A 17,446-nucleotide genomic window follows, 5' to 3' on the forward strand; every position below is an offset into this window, starting at 1 on the left:
CACTGACATCCTGTGGCAGTGTGTTCGCGTGCGTGCGAGCCGGTTGGTGTCATTGTTGCTCCTGTTGCAGACCAAGGGGCGGATGACCGCGCAGGCGCTGGCCGACGAGCTGGAGGTGTCGGTCCGCACGATCTACCGCGACGTGGAGTCGTTGCACGCGGCCGGCGTGCCGCTGTACGGCGACGCGGGACCTGCCGGTGGTTACCAGTTGCTGGACGGCTACCGCACGCGGCTGACCGGGCTCACCGAGCAGGAGGCGGAGTCGTTGTTCCTGGCCGGGCTGCCGGGTCCGGCCGCGGAGCTGGGGCTCGGGGACGCGGTGTCGGCGGCGCAGCTCAAGCTGATGGCGGCGCTGCCGTCGCCGATGCGCGACCGGGCCTCGCGGATGGCGGAACGGTTCCACCTGGACGCGCCTGCCTGGTACTACGACGCGGAGCGGGCGCCGTTCCTGGAGCTGGTGGCGGACGCGGTGTGGCGGGAACGGTTGCTGGAGGTCTCCTACCGGCGGTGGCAGGCGCCGGAGGAGGTGACGCGGACGCTGCGGCCGTTGGGGCTCGTGCTGAAGGCCGGGCGCTGGTACCTGGTCGCGCGGGGGTCGTCGCGGATCTCGACGTACCGGGTGTCGCAGATGCAGGCGGTGACCGTGCTGGACGAGTCGTTCGAGCGGCCTTCCGGGTTCGACCTGGCGGCGCACTGGGCGGCGTCGCTGGAGGACTTCCAGGCGCGGCAGTACACCGGTGAGGCGGTGATCAGGCTGTCCGCGCGCGGTTTCGCGTCGTTCTCCTCGCACGTGCTGCCCGCGGTCGCGCGTGCGGCGGCGGAGTCCGCTGTGGACGACGGCGAGTGGGTGCGGGTGACGATCCCGATCGAGTCGATCGGGCACGCGACGGGCATGCTGCTGCGGATGGGCGGTGAGGTCGAGGTGCTGGCGCCGCCGGAGCTGCGCGACCACGTCACGACGGCGGTGCGGCGGCTGGCGTCGATCTACCTCCCGTCGCGCTGACGGCGAGCTGCCGGTCGTGGGCCCTGGCCAGGGTCAGCTGCGCGGTGAGCGCGCCGAGCAGGGCCATGAACATGTCCCACTGCGTGTCCCAGACGTCGCCCTGGGTGCCGAGGAAGTCGTCGGCCGCCGAGCCTCCGAGCACGGCCGTCCACCACTCGACCAGCTCGTAGGTCGCGCTGAACGCCAGGCACACGCAGGTGACGAGGACGAAGAGCCAGCCGCCTGGCCGCAATGGCGTCTTCCGCAGCAGGATCTCGCGGGCGAGGATCGCCGGCACGAAGCCCTGCACGAAGTGACCGAGCCGGTCGTAGTGGTTGCGCCCGAGGTCGAGCAGGTCCTGCAGCCAGAACCCCAGTGGCACCCGCGCGTAGGTGTAGTGACCGCCGAGGATCAGTACCAGCGCGTGCAGGAAGATCAGCCGGTACAGCAGGGGTGTCAGCGGGAAGCGCCGGTACGTCGCGACCAGGACGACGGCGCCGATCACGACCGGAGCCACTTCGAGGTACCAGGTCGTGCGGCTGTAGGGGCCGATGCCCGACACGATCAGGGCAATGGCCGTCAACGCGAGCAGGACCAACGGCTCCGCGGCGGTGCGCTTCATCCGTCGAGAGTGCCGGACTGCAGCAGCGAGCGCGCCCTCCTCGCGGCTGTCTCCATCAACGCGGTCAGCTGCTCGGCATCGACTCCCGGCGGCGGTTCGACCGCGAGCACCACAGGTGTGGTGGCCGGAAGCCCGGGTTTCGCGGGCAGCTGACCTGCGGGTTCGAGCGAAACCACCACAGGTGTTCTGGTGCCGACGGGTCCGGCGACGCGCTGCTGGAGCGCGTCGAGCAGCTCCTGCTCCGGTTTGCCCCTGAGCAGCAGGAGCACGAACGGGTCGGCGTCGAGCAGCCAGCCGACCTGGAACGCCAGCGCGGCCGCGTGCCGGCACGGCAGCTCCCAGCCGTCGCAGTCGCACTCCGGTTCCAGGTCGCCGATGCCGGGCAGCAGGTCCACACCGGACTCTTCCGCGGCCGCGACGAGATCGCGCGGCATGTCGTTGTCCAGCAAGGCGGCGACGTGGCCGGCGTCTTCGGCGACGCGGTCGAGGAACCGTCCCCAGTGGACTTCCGGCAGCTGCGGGACGTGGACCGTGGTGCTGTGGACGGTGTCGTCGTCGTGGACCTGCGCGTGCAGGCGGCCGGGGCTGACGGTGATCGGGCCGACGACGCCGGCGTGGGCGTAGCGGCGGCCGAGCCGGACCAGGCCGGTGTCGAGCGCGGTGTCCTCCAGCGCCCTGACCCAGGCCTTGCCCCACCACGTGGTGGCGACGCGGCGTTTCACCTTGGGGAACGCGGCGAACCCGCGTGCGGTCATCAGGCGCTCCTGAGCTGGACGAGTTCGGCGAGTTCGGCGTCGGTCAGTTCGGTGAACGCGGCCTCTCCCCCGTGCAGGACGGCGTCGGCGAGGTCGCGCTTGTCCTGCAGGAGCGCGGCGACGCGTTCCTCGACGGTGCCTTCGGTGACGAGCTTGTGGACCTGCACGGGCCTGGTCTGGCCGATGCGGTACGCGCGGTCGGTGGCCTGGTCCTCGACGGCGGGGTTCCACCAGCGGTCGAAGTGGATCACGTGGTCGGCCCTGGTGAGGTTGAGGCCGGTGCCGGCGGCCTTGAGCGACAACAGGAACACCGGTGCTCTGCCCTGCTGGAAGTCCTCGACCATCCGCTCGCGCCGCGGGATCGGGGTGCCGCCGTGCAGGAACCGGGTGGGGTGGCCGATGTGCTGCTCCAGGAGCCTCGCCATGCCGACGTACTGGGTGAAGACCAGCGCCGAGCCGCCCTCGGCGACGATCGTGGCGAGCAGTTCGTCGAGCAGGTCGAGCTTGCCCGAGGTCCCGCGCAGCTCGGGGTGGCCGAGGTAGTGCGACGGGTGGTTGCAGATCTGCTTGAGGCCGGTCAGCAGCTTCAGCACGAGACCGCGGCGGGCCATGCCGTCGCTGTGCGCGATCCGGTCGAGGGTCTCCCTGGTCAGCGCCTCGTACAGGGCCGCCTGCTCGGTGGTGAGCGAGACGGGCAGCTCGGTCTCGGTCTTGGCGGGCAGTTCCGGGGCGACGCCGGGGTCGGACTTGCGGCGGCGCAGCAGGAACGGTTTGACGACCTTCGCGAGGGTGTCGTCGGGTTCGGGCCAGCGGGTGCGGAACGCGCGGTGCGTGCCGAGCAGGCCCGGTGTCGTCCAGTCCAGAATGGACCACAGCTCCGCCAGCGAGTTCTCCACCGGGGTGCCGGACAGTGCGACGCGGGCGCCCGCCGGGATGGAGCGCAGTGCCTTGGCGGTGCCGGAGTGCGGGTTCTTGACGTGCTGCGCTTCGTCGGCGACGACCATGCCCCACGTGTGGTCGCGGAGCGCTTCGGCGTCCAGGCGCATGGTGCCGTAGGTGGTGAGCACGATGCCGTCGGTCGCGAGTGTCCGTTGTGGACCGTGGTAGCGGGTGACTCGGGTGCCGGGGGCGAAGCGGCGGATCTCGCGTTCCCAGTTGCCCAGCAGCGAGGCGGGGCAGACGACGAGCGTCGGCTCCTGGTCGCGGTGCAGGTGCAGGGCGATCAGCGTGACGGTCTTGCCGAGGCCCATGTCGTCGGCGAGGCAGGCGCCGAGGCCGAGGCTCGTCAGGTGGGCGAGCCAGCGCAGGCCGTGCAGCTGGTAGTCGCGCAGGATCGCGTTCAGTCCGGCCGGTGGCGGGATCTCGGGGATCGTCGTGATGGCGGTGGTGAGGCTGTGCGGGGCGACGTCGACGTGCTCGCCGTCGATCAGCGCGGAGCCGGTGAGGGCGGCGGTCACGGCCTGGACCGCGGTGATCGGGCCGAGTCGCCGCCGGACCTTCTCCCTGAGCTCCGGGTCGACGAGCACCCACTGGTCACGCAGCCGCACGACCGGGCGGGCGGCGTCGGCGATGACGTCCTTCTCGGCGTCGGTGAGCTCGTCGCCGCCGAGTGCGAGCCGCCAGTCGAGGCTCAGCAGGTCGTCGGCCCGGAACCTGCCGCTGGGCTCGCCGATGACGGCTTTCGCGGACAACGACGTGGTGAGGTTCTTGGGCCAGTGGACCTCCAGGTCGGTGCCGAGGAGCTCGGCGACCTCGTCGTCGGTGAGGTCGGCCTGGTCGAGCAGGCGGTGCAGCGGTGGCCAGGTGGCGCGACCGATCGCGCGGATCGCGTCGAGCTCACGGCCGGAGCCGCGCACGTCGCGCGGGTAGGGGTCGGTGATGCCGCGGATCTGGACGATCGCGCGGAACCGCAGGTCGTCGGTGGTCTCGACACGCAGGGAGAGCCTGATCTGCCCGTCGGCCCACGCCTTGAGCTCGGGCACGTGGTGGGGTTCCGGGTCGGCGAACGGGCCTTCGCCACCACGGGGCAGCACGTCCGCCACGGCGTCCAGGAACGCCCGCAGCTCGTTGTAGTCGCCGTGCGCCGCGAGCTGCCGCAGGTGCACCTCGTCGGCGTGGTCGAGCGGTCCGATCCGCCAGGTGTCGTGGCCGTCGTCCGTCACGCTCGGCACGATCCGGCCGCGGGCGACGAGGTTGAGCGCCGTCGCGGTGGCCACTCCCCAGTAACCGGAGTCGTTCAGCGCGTCGGGTAGGGCTTCGAGCAGGGCTTTCCCCCTGAGCTGACCGAACATATCTTGTACCGTACAGCATACGGTACGGTAGGGTCGCGCTCGTGATCGAACACACCGGCAGCGGTGACCCGGCGCGGACGCTCGCGTTGCTGTGGCGCACCCAGGAGCGCACCAGCCGCAGGGGCAAGCCCGACCTGAGCGTGGACCGCATCGTGCAGGCGGGCATCGCCCTCGCCGACGCCGACGGGCTGAAGGCGCTGTCGATGCGGCGCGTGGCCGAGTCGCTGGGCGTCGGGACGATGTCGCTCTACACCTACGTGCCCGGCAAGGGCGAGCTGATCGACGTCATGGTGGACACCGTGCAGGCCGCGACCGGGCGCGAGGTGGTCGAGGGCTGGCGCGAGCACCTGACGTACGTGGCGCGGGAGAACCTGGCGCTGTACCGGCGGCACCCGTGGTTGCTGCAGGTGGCGCCGTCGCGGACGGTGCTGGGCCCGCAGGTGGCGGCGAAGTACGACTTCGAGCTGCGCGGCCTGGAGGGCATCGGCCTGTCGGACGTGGAGATGGACTCGGTGCTCAACCTCGTGCTCGGACACGTGCAGAACTCGGCGCGGGGGCTGACCGCGGCGGCGGTGACCGAGCAGGAGACCGGGCTGACCGACCAGCAGTGGTGGGACGCGGCGGTGCCGTTCCTGATGACGGTGTTCGACCCGGCGCGCTATCCCGTCGCGGCACGGGTCGGTGACGCCGTCGGGCAGGCGCACCAGAGCGCGTTCAGCCCGGAGCACTCGTTCGAGTTCGGTCTGGAGATGATCCTGGACGGGGTCGCGCGGCTGATCGCCGCACGCGGCTGACCGGCCGCAGGGTCAGGGTGGCCGCGGTCAGGCCCGCGAGGACGAGTCCGGCCGCGACCAGGAAGCCGAGCTGGAAGCCGCCGGTCAGCGCGGAGGGCACGGCCACGCCGGCCTCGATCTGCCGGGCGGTCCGCCAGGTGGCCAGCGAGGCGAGCACGGCGAGCCCGAGGGCGCCTCCGACCTGCTGCGACATGTTGATCAGGCCGCCGGCCAGGCCCGCTTGCCGCGGTTCGACCCCGGACACGGCCATGACGATGAGCACGACGAAGCCGAAGCCGCCGCCGACGGAGACCAGGATCGCCGGGCCGAGGACGTCGGCGAGGAAGGACCCGCCGGGCGAGACCAGCGAGAACCAGCAGAAACCGAGGATCGCGGCGCCCATGCCGATGACCAGCACGGTGAGCACGCCGAACCGGGCGAGCACGCGCGGGGCGAGCTGCGAGAACAGGATCTGGCCCAGCGCCAGTGGCAGGAGCGACAGACCGGACGCGACGGGACCGTAGCCGAGGACCTGCTGGCAGTAGAGGGTGACGTAGAAGTTCGTGGCCACGACGCCCGCGATGAAGATCAGCATCATGCCGTTGGCCGCGCTCAGCGGGCGCGAGCGGAAGATGCCGAAGCTGACCAGCGGTGCGGGGACGCGCAGTTCGGTGACGGCGAAGGCGCCGAGCAGCACCGCGGCCACGACGAACGCGACCAGGCCCTGGGCCGAGCCGACGCCGTGCTCGCCGATCTGGATCAGCCCGAAGATGAGCGCGGACAGTCCGGCCGTGGCGGTGATCGCGCCGAGCACGTCGAACTCCCTCAGCGGCGTGCCGCGCCGGGCTTCGGTGCCGGTGATCAGCTTGAGGCCGAGCAGGGCGCCTCCGAGGGTCAGGGGTGTGTTCACCCAGAACACCCACTCCCAGCCGAGGGCTGCGGTGAGCACGCCGCCGAGCACGACGCCGGTGGCGCCGCCGGCGCCGGCCACCATGCCCCAGATGCCCATGGCCCTGTTCCGCTCCGCTTCCTGTGGGAAGGTCACGGTCACCAGGGACAGCGCGGCCGGTGAGAGGATCGCGCCGCCGAGGCCCTGCACGGCGCGGGCGGCGACGAGCTGGCCGCCGGTCGCGGCGAGACCGCAGGCCACGGAGGCGAGGCCGAAGATCGCCAGGCCGGTGAGGAACACCCGCTTGCGCCCGAAGAGGTCCGCCGCCCGGCCGCCGAGGAGCAGGAACCCGCCGAAGGTGAGCAGGTAGGCGTCGATGACCCAGGCCAGGCCCGCGCGGGAGAAGCCCAGGGACGTCTCGATCGACGGCAGGGCGACGTTGACGATCGTGATGTCCAGGACCACGACGAACTGCGTCATGGCGAGGAGGGCGAACGCCGGCCAGCGCCGGCGGGCAGAAGGGTGCGCGACGTCGGTCATGCGAGGCCTCGAATTCGTATGCCGTGGCCGGGCGTCAGGATCCCGTGCGGGTCGAAGCGGTGTTTGGCCTGGACGAAGTCGTGCCATCTCGGCCCGAAGTGCCGGCACCAGTCCTGGGGCGACATCGGCAGCGCGTTGACCGGATAGGCCACCCCGCCCGCGGTGAGCGCCTGGTCGTAGATGCTCCGGTTGGTCGAGATCATCGAGGGCTCTTCGCCGGGCGGGCACGTGCGCAGCAAAGCCAACATGAACGCCATCGCGCCGGCCGGCTTGCGGACGAGTGGTGTTCTCAGCCTTTCCGTCGGCATCGGGTAGACGATGACCAGTCCCGACCTCCCGATGTCGGCCGCGGTCAGTCCGCCGAGAACGTGCCGGATGAACGGCTCGGCGGTGCTCGCGGGGAGCAGGAGGTTGAGCCACGGATGGGGGTGGAACCACTCCCCGGTCCTGCGCAGTTCTCGTTCACCGGCGGCCATCCGGTCGAGGAAGTCCGCGTGCGGGAGGTCCTCGGCGTGCTCGGTGGCGCGCTCGTGCCGCAGACTCCGGATCAGGGTGCGGTCATCGGTGGAGAAGTGCTGGGCCAGGTCGAGCCGGTAGCGCCACGAGCCGTTCTCCCCCGCGACGATCCTGCCCTCCACGTGGTCGGCCAGGCCTTCACGCACGAGACGTGCCTGGTCAGAGAGGAAGACCGCCAGGTCGTCGTACCAGAGCTTGTACCAGCGGGTGCGGTCGGACGCGGGCGCGAGTCGCACGGTCGCCCTGGTGATCACGCCGAACTGGCCGAGGCCGCCGCGCACGCAGTCGAACAGGGCGCGGTTCTCGGTCGCGGAGCACGTCATCCGCTCGCCCGTCCCGGTGACGACCTCCAGGGCCACCACGTTGTCGGTCTGCAGGCCGTGCCGGTGGCTCGCTCCGCCGAAACCGCCGGCCGACAGGGTGCCGCCGACCGTGGTGCCGAGGAAGTCGGTCAGCACGGGTGGTGTCCGCAGTTGCGCAAGCGCGGCGTCGACGACGTCGGACCACAGCGCTCCCGCGTCCACCACGACGTGGCCGCGCTCGACCTCGTGCACGGTGTTGAGGCCGGTCATGTCCACCACGAGCCCGCCGGCGGCCTGGCCCTGACCGTAGGTCGAGTGCCCGGCGCCTCGTGCGGCGATCGGCAGGCCTCTCGCTGCCGCGAACGACACCGCTTCCCTGATCTCGGCCGCTGATCCGGGCACGAGCACCGCCGCGGGCTTCGCGTGGACGCAATGCCCGAAGTCATCGGCCGCGCTCGTCAGCCGGGCTTCGTCGGTGTGCCACTTTCCGTCAATGTCCAGCATGTCGGCCGAAGACCTCCGCGAAGACCTTGTCCTGCACGAAACCGTGCTCGGCGTACCGCTCGCCGATCATGCCCGCCAGCTCGTCGAACCTCTCCGGCGGAATGTCGATGTCCGCGATGTCCTCCGGTGGCACGGAATATTTCGCGCACCATTCGAGAATGGAGTCCATCCCGCTGAGCGACGCCGTGAAGAGTCGCTGTCCCGGTGTGGTCCAGGCCGCGACGAACTCCGTGAGGACACTTCTGCCGAGCTGGTCGCGGAAGAGCATGCTCCGTGCTCTCGCCCGCAGCCGCGCCACGTAGTCCCGCTTGTCCCCGATGCGCAGGACCTGCACGGACACCGGGAACGGCAGCCGGCCGACGTTCTCGGCGAAGCGGAGCATGACGGAGATCGAGCCGCCCTCCAGCACCACGAGCCGATGGTGTTCGACGAGGTCGCAGAGCCTGGTCAGCAGCATTTCCGCCGCATCGCCAGGTGGGTAGTCACCGTCGCCCACGGTTCGTTCGGCCAGCCAGACGCGGTGCACCCCTTCCGCACTCTCGGCACGGGCGCTCGACACCGTCAGATCGGTGTAGCACTGGATCCGGTCGGCCACGAGGATGGGCGCTCCGGTGGCGGAGGCCAGTTCGGTCGCCACCGCGCTCTTCCCGATTCCCGTCGGGCCGACGATCGCGCGCACGAGCATCAGACGGTCCCCCTTGCCTAGAGGATGAAGAAAGACCTGATCTGCTCGCCCAGGCTCGCCGCGTCGAGGCCGTGCAGGCGGTCGTGGTCCTCGGGCGTGCCGTAGCGGCGGACTTCGACGTCTCGCCGGACGCCCAGGCAGCGCAGCCGGTGCGGCACGTTCACCAGGGTCGAGGCCACCTCGTGCGCCGACGTGCCGGCCAGGTAGGGCTCGACCAGGACGACGTCGGACTGGCTCCCGGCCAGCACCGCGGTGCGCAACCCGGTCGAGTCGAACGGCCGGATCGTCGACGCGTACAGCACGGTCACGTCGAGCGCGGCGGTCGCGGCCAGCACCCGGTCCAGGGTCGGGCCGACCGCGAGGACCACCCCTCGGTCGCCCTGTTTGATCATGGTGAAGGAGCCCGGCACGCCGTGCGGTTCCTCGTTGGCCTGGCTCGACAGCCGCACGTACACCCGGTCGTCTCCGGACAGCGAGCGCAGCAGCAGCTCGCCGGCCTCCTTCGGGTGCCCGGGAACGTGCACCGTCCAGTTCGGCAGCGAGTCGAGTGCCGCGACGTCTCCTGGCGTGTAGTGCGACCAGCCGAACTCGGAGAGGTCGTAGGAGGCACCCCAGCTCGCGAGCACCGCTCCCGTGTTCTGCTGCCCGAAGTTCAGCTTGACCTGCTCGTACGGGCGCTCGACGAGGAACGAGGCGACGGTGTGCACCACGGGCCGCAGGCCGCACATCGCGAGCCCGCTGGCCACGCCCATCATGAGCTGTTCCCGGATGCCCACGTTGATCACCCGATCGGGGTGTTTCTGCTTGGCCTGCTTGAAGAAGTGGGTGCCGATGTCGGCGAGCACGACGGCCGCCCGCGGGTCGGTGTCCAGTGCGCTCGACATCGTCGCGCCGAAGGCGCTCCACATGTCCATGGTGATCCACTCCTTAGCGGGTGACGGTGGCCACGACCGCGAGCGGCCGGTCCGGGTGTTCCTGCGTCAGCGCGGCGTAGATCTCGTCGTGGTTCGTGCCGTCGACGACGGCGGTGTCCCAGCCCTCACCGGCGAACCGCCGGTCGATCCCGCCCGGCCAGCCCTGGCTCGACGTCCCGTTGTCCAGTGCGATGACCGTGAGCTGGTTCAGCTTCGCCCTGCCGGCGAAGGCCATCGCCTCGTGGCTGCTGCCTTCGTCGAACTCGCCGTCGCCGATCATCACGAAGACCCTGGGCGCACGCCGTTTCTGCACGCGCCAGGCCAGCGCGATCCCGACCCCGACCGGCAGGCCGTGGCCGAGCGAACCGCCCGACAGCTCCACGCCCGGCACCTTGACCCGGTCCGGCACGTAACCGAACGGCGAGTCGAACGCGCCCCAGTCGTCCAGGTCCTCCGGCCGGATGAACCCCTTCGCGGCGAGCACCGCGTAGTAGGCCATCGGGCCGTGCGACTTGGAGTTCACGAAGCGGTCGCGGTCCGGGTCGTCCAGCCGGTCGGGCGCCACGTTCAGCACCCGGTCGTAGAGCACCCAGAGAACGTCCTTGGTGGACGACGACGAGAAGGAGTGCCGCTCGTCGCCGGTCATCCGGGCGATCAGGTCAGGAAGGTCGTCGTAGCCGAATGTCACGGACGTGGTCATCCCGTCTCCCTCCAACTGTCGTGCGGCCGGCGAGCTGCCCGCAGGCGCCCTGGATTTCACGGGCCTTGGACCCCATCACATAGGCGTGGAAGCCGAACTCCCGGAAGACCGCGGCCATCCGCTCGCCCCGCTCGTCGGTGGCCCGCTCGAAGTCGAACCCCGGCACCTTGTTCCACATGAGGATCTGCACGTTGAACCGGTCGGGGTCGAGCTGCCGCGCCAGGCGGCGCGCCTGTTCCTCGTCGTCGTTCACCCCGGCCAGCAGCAGGTAGCTGGCCTCGACGCGTGACCCGGTCCGGTCCGCGTACGCGCGGCCCGCGGCGATCACCTCGTCGAGCGGGAAGTGCTTGTTGAACGGGATCAGCCGCTCGCGAAGATCGTCGTCGGGGGCGTGCAGGGAGAGGAACAGCCGCAACGGGAGCCGCAGGTCCGCCAGCCGGTAGACGTTCGGCACGATGCCGATGCTCGACAGGGAGACGTTGGCGATCCGGTCGTCGGCGATCATCCGCCGTGCCGACTCGGTCACGCCGCGGAAGTTGAGCAGGGGCTCGCCCATGCCCGCGAACGTGACGCCGACGTCCCGGACGCCCGGGCTGTCGGCCAGCACGGCGTCGAGCTGCTCGAGGATCTCCGCGGCGGTCAGGCTGCGCCGCGATCTCTGCAGACCGGTGGCGCAGAACGTGCAACCGACGTTGCAGCCGACCTGGGAGGAGAGGCAGACGTGCAGCACGTCTGCCTCCTCACCGCGGTCGCGCTGCTGCTTCACCCACGACGCGTCCTTCCAGAAGGCGACCGACTCGACCACTGAACCGTCCGAAAGGGACCACGCGTACTTCACGCTGCGGTCGGCATCGCTCGCCGTGCGTTCGAGCATCGTCATCGCCATGTCGACCTCCTCCCCTCCTCGCCGCTGGTCACCAGGTCACGCGCAGCGAGTTGAGGCCGAACACGAGGCTGGAGGCGCGGTACTCGATCTCCTCGTCCGGATCGGCCAGTGCGAGTCCGGGGAAGCGCCGCAGCAGGGCGGGGAGGGCGATGCGCAGCTGCATCCGCGCCAGCAGCTGCCCGAGGCAGAAGTGCACGCCGTGGCCGAAGGCGAGGTGGCTGCCGGGTTCCCTGGTGAGGTCGAGGGTGTCGGGATCGTCGACGAAGGCGCGGTCGCGGTTCGCGGCGGGGATCGAGGGGATCACGAACGAGCCCTCGGGGATGACGTGCCCGGCGATCTCGACCTCGGTGGTGGTCGTGCGGGGCGGCAGCGAGTGCGCGATGGACAACCAGCGCAGCAGCTCCTCGACGGCGGAGTCGATCCGCGCGGGGTCGGTGCGCAGCAGGTCCAGCTGGTCCGGGTCGCGCAGCAGGACCAGCGTGCTCAGGCCGATCATGTTCGAGGTCGTCTCGTGCCCGGCGAGCACGATCAGGCTGGCGATGCCGACCAGTTCGTCGGTGCTCAGCTCGTCGCCGTGCTCCCGCACCAGCATGCCCAGCGTGTCGTCACCCGGTTCGGCTCGTGCGCGGGTGACCAGGTCGATCATGTACTGCTGGTCCTCCCGCCGTGCCGCGATCCGTTCCTCCGGCGGCAGCGACAGGTCCAGCAGCCGGGCGGACCGGTCCTGGAAGTCGTCGCGGTCGGCGTAGGGCACGCCCAGCAGCTCGCAGATCGCCAGTGACGGCACCGGCAGGGCGAAGTGCGTCATCAGGTCGGCCGGCTTGCCGGCCTGCTCCAGGTCGTCCAGAGCCGCGTCGACGATCTCCACGATCCGCGGTTCGAGCCGGTTCATCCGGCGCACCGTGAACTCCGGGATGAGCATCCGGCGCAGCCGCGTGTGCTCGGGCGGGTCGAAGCCGAGCAGGTTGCCCGCCCGCATCCGGGCGAGCTCCTCCTCGCTCACGTCACCGCCCTCGGCCAGTCCGAACAGCGGCGTGCGGGCGATGCTGAACCGGGCCGAGTCCGCCAGCACCTCGCGGACGTCCTCGTACCGGCACACCAGGTAGGCGGGCACGCCGAACAACGTCGGCACCTGCACGACGCCCTCGTCGTCGCGCGCCCTGGCGAGCTCCTCGACCGGGTCCAGCCCGTCCCGCCGCAAATCCAGTGACAGCTCCGGCGCTTCTGTCATCGCCCGTCACCCCACTCCTCTCGATGTTGACCGTCAGAGCCGCTCGGAGGCGATGACCAGGTAGTCGATGCTGCGCTCGCGGAAGCCGGTCAGGAACGGCTCCTCGACGCCCGTGCGCATGGTGGAGTGCTCGCGCAGCTCCCAGTAGGGAATCGCCTCGTCGGTGTAGCGCTGCACGTGGAACGGCACGAAACCGTTGGCGGACAAGGCTTCGAAGTACTTGCTGCGGGTGTGCATCGCGCACAGGTAGTGGTCGTCGATCTGCTGGGAGGCCACCGACCTGTCCTCGACGACGTCGTTGCGGCACCAGGTGACGGCCACGTAGCGGCCGCCGGGGCGCAGCACCCTGGCGAACTCGGCGAACGCCTTGTCGAGGTCCACGCACATCGTGGTCTCGTTGGACACGATGAAGTCGAACGTGTCGTCCTCGAACGGGGTCTGCATCATGTTCGCGAAGTGGAACCCGACCCGGTCGGCGCTGCCGCGCTCGCGCGCCAGCTTCTGGGTGAACTCGACGTGGTGGGCGCAGTAGTTCACGCCGTCGACGCGGCAGCCGAACCGGTCGGCGATCATGAAGGACGTGCCGCCGCGGCCGGACCCGGCGTCCATCACGCGGTGCTCGGGCCGCACGTCGCCCAGCGCGTCGAGGATCAGCTCGGTCTCGGCGCCCTCCAGGCGGTGCAGCTCGCGCAGGATCAGCTCCTCCCGCGTCTCGGCCGGGGCGTCCAGCACGGCGTGGTCGTAGTCGCCGATGCCGTAGTGGTGGTGGTAGAGCCCGTCGTCGGCCCCCAGCAGGAGGTTGATGTCGTCGGACCGCTTGGCGTCCCAGTAGCCCCGCTGCTCCGCGTCGTGCTCGCCGAGCGTGACCACGTCCATTTGCGACATTTCTGCGTCACTCCTTGGTAGAGATGGGTTTCCGGGCGATCAGACGCGTTCGGCCGCGACGACCAGGTAGTTGAGGGACCCGTCGCGGTAGCCCTCCAGGAACGCGTCCTCCACGCCGGTGCACAGGCTGCTGTGGTTGCGCAGCTCCCAGTACGGCATGGCCTCACGCGTGTACCGCTGGGCGTAGTAGGGCACCAGGCCGTTGGCCTTGAACGCGGCGAAGTAGGTGCTGCGCCGGTGCATCTTGCAGACGTAGTGGGTGTCGATCCGCTGAGTGGCTTCCGACCGCGGGTCGACCACGTCGTCTCGGCACCAGGTCGTCATGACGTACCGCCCGCCGGGCCGCAGCACGCGCGAGAACTCCCGCATCGCCTCGAACGCGTCGGCGTACATCGTCGTCTCGTTCGACACGACGAAGTCGAACGTGCCGTCGTCGAACGGGGTCTGCAGCATGTTGCCGAGGTGGAACCGGACCAGGTCGTCCCAGCCGCGCTTGCGGGCGATCCGTTCGGAGAACTCGACGTGGTGGTCGCAGAAGTTGACCCCGTCCATCCGGCAGCCGAACTCGCGGGCCAGCGTGAACGACGTGCCGCCGCGCCCGGATCCGGCGTCCATGCCCCGCGCGGTGGCCGGGGTCGGGCCGAGGGCGTCGAGGATCAGCCGGACCTGCTCGCTCTCCATGCGGTGCAGCTCGCGCAGGATGTGCTCCTCGCGCCGGTCGGCGGGCGCGTCGAGGACCGAGTGGTCGAAGTCGCCGATGGCGTAGTGGTGGTGGTACAGGTCGTCCTCGGCGCCGAGCAACAAATTGATGTCGTCGGCCGTCTTGGCGTCCCAATGCGCTTTCAGCGTGCGTTCGTAGTCGTCGCGCGCATGACTTTCCGTCGTGGTGGTCATTGGTTTCCCATTTCTCCGTCGAGTGCCGCGAGGACCTGGTCGGCTTTCTGGCACACGATGACGCGTTGAGAGGAGTCGGGGACGAAGAAGCCTTCGTGAACGGCATCGTCGAGGAAGGCGAGCAGGGATCGGTAATAGCCGTTGACGTCGAACAGCACGCAGGGTTTGCGGTGCAGGCCGAGTTTGGACCAGGTGAGGACTTCGAGGAACTCCTCGGCGGTGCCCAGCCCGCCGGGAAGTGCCACGAAAGCGTCGCCGAGCTCGGCCATGAGGGCCTTGCGGCGGTGCAGGTCGGGCACGACGTGCAGTTCGGTCAGTCCCGTGTGTGCGACCTCGCGGCCGCCCAGGCTCTCCGGGATGACCCCGACGACGGTGCCGCCCGCGCTCAGCGCCGCGTCCGCGACGATCCCCATGAGCCCGAATCCGGCCCCGCCGTAGACGAGCCGGAGATTCGCCTGCGCGATCGCCCGGCCCAGTTCGGCCGCGGCATTCGCATAAGCCTCGGCACGCCCTGGATGCGCTCCGCAGAAAACGGTGACGCTGTTCACCGAAGGCACCCGTGTCGAGTTCGCTTGACAATGCTCTTGGTTGCCACACCACGAGAGTGCCAGAGCGGAATTCGGCGTTCTTGTCATCCAGTGCACGGCTTCTTGTCAATGCACGCCGACCGTGTCCGAAACTTCAATCGCGGACGTGAGTTCGCGGTGCAGGAGGCGGACGTGTGCCGTCCGGTGGCCCCTGGCGGTGCGGTCGTGAGCTTGATCGGGTGGTTACGGCCTGGTGACACCTCGCGGGATGAGCCGCTAATTCCCACGCGGTGTGGTCCGGATGCCTACAGTTACGCCACGCCGATCAACTTGCCGTCGGGAGGCCCGCTCGTGGTGATCGACTCGCAGCCGCGGCAGGCGCTGGTGCGCCGGGTCACCGGCCTGGCGCGGTCGACACCGGGGCGGCTGAGCCTGATCGTCGTGGTGCTGGTCGTGGCGAGCCTGGCCAGCGGATGGCTGACGACGTGGAGCGTGAACCGGCAGCAGCAGGCGCTGGAGGACCTCGCGACGCGGTCGGAGCCGCTCGCGCACGCCGCGCAGGAGGTCTACCGGGCGTTGCAGGACGCGGACGCGACGGCGGCGAGCGCGTTCCTGTCCGGCGGCCTGGAGCCTCCTCAGCTGCGGGAACGCTACGAGGCGGACATCGCGCAGGCGCAGGCGGCGCTGTCGGTGGCCACCGCCTCCTCTCCCGACCTGACGGCGACGCTCGCGGCTCAGCTGCCGGTCTACACGGGGCTGATCGAGACCGCCCGCACGAACAACCGGCAGGGCTTCCCGGTGGGCGCCGCGTACCTGAGGGAGGCCTCGGGGCTGATGCGCACGCAGCTGCTGCCGTCGGCGCAGGAGCTGTACCGGGCGGAGACCGACCGGGTGGCGCGGGCGCAGGACGAGGCGAACTTCCCGTGGGGTTCGGTGACCGTGGCGCTGGCGTTCGTGGTCGCGCTGGTGCTCACCCAGGTCTACCTGACCCGCAGGACGAACCGCCTGCTCAACATCGGCCTGCTGGTGGCGACGGCCGCGGCGGTGGTGTCGTTGCTGTGGGCGACGACGGTGTCGGTGCTGGTGATGCGTGACGTCGCGGGCTCGCGGTCGGCGTCGGAGAAGGTCGACGTGCTGGCGCAGGCGCGGATCGCGACCCTCACCGCGCGGGGTGAGGAGACGCTGACGCTGGTCGCGCGGGGATCGGGACAGACGTACGAGAAGAACTTCGTCGAGGTGTCCGAACGGCTGGAGGGCCTGCTGGACCGGGCGAAGCAGCAGGAGAACAGCGAGGCGGTCGACCAGGCGATGCGGCACTTCCGGCAGTGGCAGCAGGTGCACCAGCGCATCCGCGCGGCGGACGACGCCGGTCAGTACAACGACGCCGTGGCGCTGATCGACAACCCGTTCTTCGACTCGCTGGACCAGGACCTGGTGCGCGCGATCGGCCGGGCGCGGCAGGACTTCAGCGACGAGGTGGCGGTGGCGCGGGCGGCGCTCGCGGGCACGGTGGTCGGGGTGCTGGTGCTGGCGGTGATCAGCGCGGTGGGGTCGACGATGGGACTGTGGCAGCGGCTCAAGGAGTACCGATGAGGCGACTGGCACTGGCGGCGGTCCTGCTCGTGGGCGCGTGCTCGGCGGGTCCGGCGCCCAGCGAGGTCGTGCCGCGCAACGCTCCGGCGCCGCAGCCGGGCGACGCGAGCACGGTCACGGCCGCGCCGAGCAGCTCGGCGGGGCCGGCGCCGTCGTGCGACGCGACGGCGAGCCTGCGGCCGGGCCCGTTGCCGCCCGCGGGGCAGATGCCGGCGGGTTCGAACATGGAGCGGATCCTCAAGCGGGGCCGGTTGATCGCCGGGGTGGACCAGAACTCGTACCTGATGGGGTTCCGCAACTCGTTCACCGGCGAGATCGAGGGCTTCGACGTCGACGTGGCCCGGCAGATCGCCAAGGCGATCTTCGGTGACGAGAAGAAGGTGCAGTTCAAGGTCGTCACGGCGGCCGAGCGGATCCCGGTGCTGCAGCACGGTGACGTCGACGTCGTGGTGCGCACGATGACGATCACCTGCCAGCGGCTGGCGGACGTGGACTTCTCGCAGGTCTACTACCAGGCCGGGCAGCGGGTGCTGGTGCGCGGCAACTCGGGCATCACCGGCGTGGACGGCCTGAAGGACAAGAAGGTGTGCGTGGCGACGGGGTCGACGTCGCTGGGCAACGTCGTGGGCCGGGCGAAGACGACGGTGAGCGTGCCGAACTGGACGGACTGCCTGGTGATGCTGCAGCAGGGGCAGACCGACGCGATCTCCACCGACGACACGATCCTGGCGGGCCTCGCGGCGCAGGACCCGTACACCGAGGTGGTGGGGGCGCGGTTCACCGAGGAGCCGTACGGCGTGGGGATGCCCAAGGGGCAGGAGGACCTGGTCAGGTTCGTCAACGGCGTGCTGGAGCGGATGCGCGGCGACGGCACGTGGACCGGGATTTACTCGCGGTGGCTCAACCGGCTGGGTCCGGCACCGACGCCGCCCGTCGCTCGTTATCGGGACTAGGGAG

At 70.3% G+C, this 17,446-nt stretch carries 17 protein-coding genes; 4 read left to right on the forward strand and 13 right to left on the reverse strand.

Going from position 1 to position 17,446, the window contains the following annotated elements; translation table 11 throughout:
- The first annotated feature begins 46 nt into the window (after window positions 1–46).
- The gene (locus ACWEIJ_RS24290; RefSeq protein ID WP_449839498.1) at window positions 47–1,003 is read left to right on the forward strand and encodes a helix-turn-helix transcriptional regulator; all 957 of its coding nucleotides are present in this window, start codon (window positions 47–49) and stop codon (window positions 1,001–1,003) included.
- On the opposite strand, the gene ACWEIJ_RS24295 is transcribed toward ACWEIJ_RS24290, so the two are convergent.
- From ACWEIJ_RS24295 to ACWEIJ_RS24305, 3 genes are read right to left on the reverse strand one after another with little or no spacing between them, the layout of a single operon-like run.
- Window positions 954–1,604 carry a DUF2238 domain-containing protein gene (locus ACWEIJ_RS24295; RefSeq protein ID WP_449839499.1) on the reverse strand — a complete coding sequence of 217 codons (651 nt, stop codon included), beginning with the start codon at window positions 1,602–1,604 and terminating at the stop codon, window positions 954–956. The genes ACWEIJ_RS24290 and ACWEIJ_RS24295 overlap by 50 nt on opposite strands.
- Window positions 1,601–2,359, reverse strand: a complete 759-nt coding sequence (locus ACWEIJ_RS24300) for an SWIM zinc finger family protein (RefSeq protein WP_449839500.1) — start codon at window positions 2,357–2,359, stop codon at window positions 1,601–1,603. Before ACWEIJ_RS24300 ends, ACWEIJ_RS24295 begins: the two co-directional genes overlap by 4 nt.
- Window positions 2,359–4,650: a DEAD/DEAH box helicase gene (locus tag ACWEIJ_RS24305; RefSeq protein ID WP_449839501.1), complete on the reverse strand. Its 2,292-nt coding sequence runs from the start codon at window positions 4,648–4,650 to the stop codon at window positions 2,359–2,361. The genes ACWEIJ_RS24300 and ACWEIJ_RS24305 overlap by 1 nt, the downstream gene beginning before the upstream one ends.
- 41 nt (window positions 4,651–4,691) lie before the next feature.
- On the opposite strand from ACWEIJ_RS24305, the gene ACWEIJ_RS24310 reads away from it, so the two are divergent.
- On the forward strand, window positions 4,692–5,444 hold the full coding sequence (locus tag ACWEIJ_RS24310; RefSeq protein ID WP_449839502.1) for a TetR/AcrR family transcriptional regulator: 753 nt from the start codon (window positions 4,692–4,694) through the stop codon (window positions 5,442–5,444).
- Here ACWEIJ_RS24310 and ACWEIJ_RS24315 read toward each other — a convergent pair.
- From ACWEIJ_RS24315 to ACWEIJ_RS24360, 10 genes are read right to left on the reverse strand one after another with little or no spacing between them, the layout of a single operon-like run.
- Window positions 5,365–6,852, reverse strand: a complete 1,488-nt coding sequence (locus ACWEIJ_RS24315; RefSeq protein WP_449839503.1) for an MFS transporter — start codon at window positions 6,850–6,852, stop codon at window positions 5,365–5,367. The genes ACWEIJ_RS24310 and ACWEIJ_RS24315 overlap by 80 nt on opposite strands.
- Window positions 6,849–8,174 carry an FAD-binding protein gene (locus ACWEIJ_RS24320; protein WP_449839504.1) on the reverse strand — a complete coding sequence of 442 codons (1,326 nt, stop codon included), beginning with the start codon at window positions 8,172–8,174 and terminating at the stop codon, window positions 6,849–6,851. The genes ACWEIJ_RS24315 and ACWEIJ_RS24320 overlap by 4 nt, the downstream gene beginning before the upstream one ends.
- The gene (locus ACWEIJ_RS24325; RefSeq protein WP_449839505.1) at window positions 8,161–8,859 is read right to left on the reverse strand and encodes an isopentenyl transferase family protein; all 699 of its coding nucleotides are present in this window, start codon (window positions 8,857–8,859) and stop codon (window positions 8,161–8,163) included. The genes ACWEIJ_RS24320 and ACWEIJ_RS24325 overlap by 14 nt, the downstream gene beginning before the upstream one ends.
- A 17-nt stretch (window positions 8,860–8,876) precedes the next feature.
- Window positions 8,877–9,773 carry a transketolase family protein gene (locus tag ACWEIJ_RS24330; RefSeq protein ID WP_449839506.1) on the reverse strand — a complete coding sequence of 299 codons (897 nt, stop codon included), beginning with the start codon at window positions 9,771–9,773 and terminating at the stop codon, window positions 8,877–8,879.
- A 13-nt stretch (window positions 9,774–9,786) separates the two neighbouring features.
- Window positions 9,787–10,473 (reverse strand): thiamine pyrophosphate-dependent enzyme, encoded by a 687-nt coding sequence (locus ACWEIJ_RS24335; protein ID WP_449839507.1) that lies wholly within the window; start codon window positions 10,471–10,473, stop codon window positions 9,787–9,789.
- Window positions 10,433–11,359, reverse strand: a complete 927-nt coding sequence (locus ACWEIJ_RS24340; RefSeq protein ID WP_449839508.1) for a radical SAM protein — start codon at window positions 11,357–11,359, stop codon at window positions 10,433–10,435. Before ACWEIJ_RS24340 ends, ACWEIJ_RS24335 begins: the two co-directional genes overlap by 41 nt.
- Window positions 11,360–11,387: 28 nt before the next feature.
- Entirely contained in the window at window positions 11,388–12,590 is a 1,203-nt protein-coding gene (locus ACWEIJ_RS24345; RefSeq protein ID WP_449839509.1) for a cytochrome P450, read from the reverse strand.
- A 33-nt stretch (window positions 12,591–12,623) separates the two neighbouring features.
- The gene (locus tag ACWEIJ_RS24350; protein WP_449839510.1) at window positions 12,624–13,475 is read right to left on the reverse strand and encodes a methyltransferase domain-containing protein; all 852 of its coding nucleotides are present in this window, start codon (window positions 13,473–13,475) and stop codon (window positions 12,624–12,626) included.
- A gap of 39 nt (window positions 13,476–13,514) precedes the next feature.
- Window positions 13,515–14,369 (reverse strand): SAM-dependent methyltransferase, encoded by an 855-nt coding sequence (locus ACWEIJ_RS24355; RefSeq protein WP_449839511.1) that lies wholly within the window; start codon window positions 14,367–14,369, stop codon window positions 13,515–13,517.
- A complete protein-coding gene (locus tag ACWEIJ_RS24360) occupies window positions 14,366–14,917 on the reverse strand; it encodes an LOG family protein (RefSeq protein WP_449839512.1) in 552 nt (183 codons plus the stop codon). Before ACWEIJ_RS24360 ends, ACWEIJ_RS24355 begins: the two co-directional genes overlap by 4 nt.
- A 330-nt stretch (window positions 14,918–15,247) precedes the next feature.
- On the opposite strand from ACWEIJ_RS24360, the gene ACWEIJ_RS24365 reads away from it, so the two are divergent.
- Both ACWEIJ_RS24365 and ACWEIJ_RS24370 read left to right on the forward strand, forming a co-directional pair.
- Entirely contained in the window at window positions 15,248–16,489 is a 1,242-nt protein-coding gene (locus tag ACWEIJ_RS24365) for a hypothetical protein (RefSeq protein ID WP_449839513.1), read from the forward strand.
- Window positions 16,486–17,442 (forward strand): transporter substrate-binding domain-containing protein, encoded by a 957-nt coding sequence (locus ACWEIJ_RS24370; RefSeq protein WP_449839514.1) that lies wholly within the window; start codon window positions 16,486–16,488, stop codon window positions 17,440–17,442. Before ACWEIJ_RS24365 ends, ACWEIJ_RS24370 begins: the two co-directional genes overlap by 4 nt.
- Window positions 17,443–17,446: the final 4 nt, after the last annotated feature.

The sequence above is a fragment of the Lentzea sp. NPDC004789 genome, from assembly GCF_053601075.1.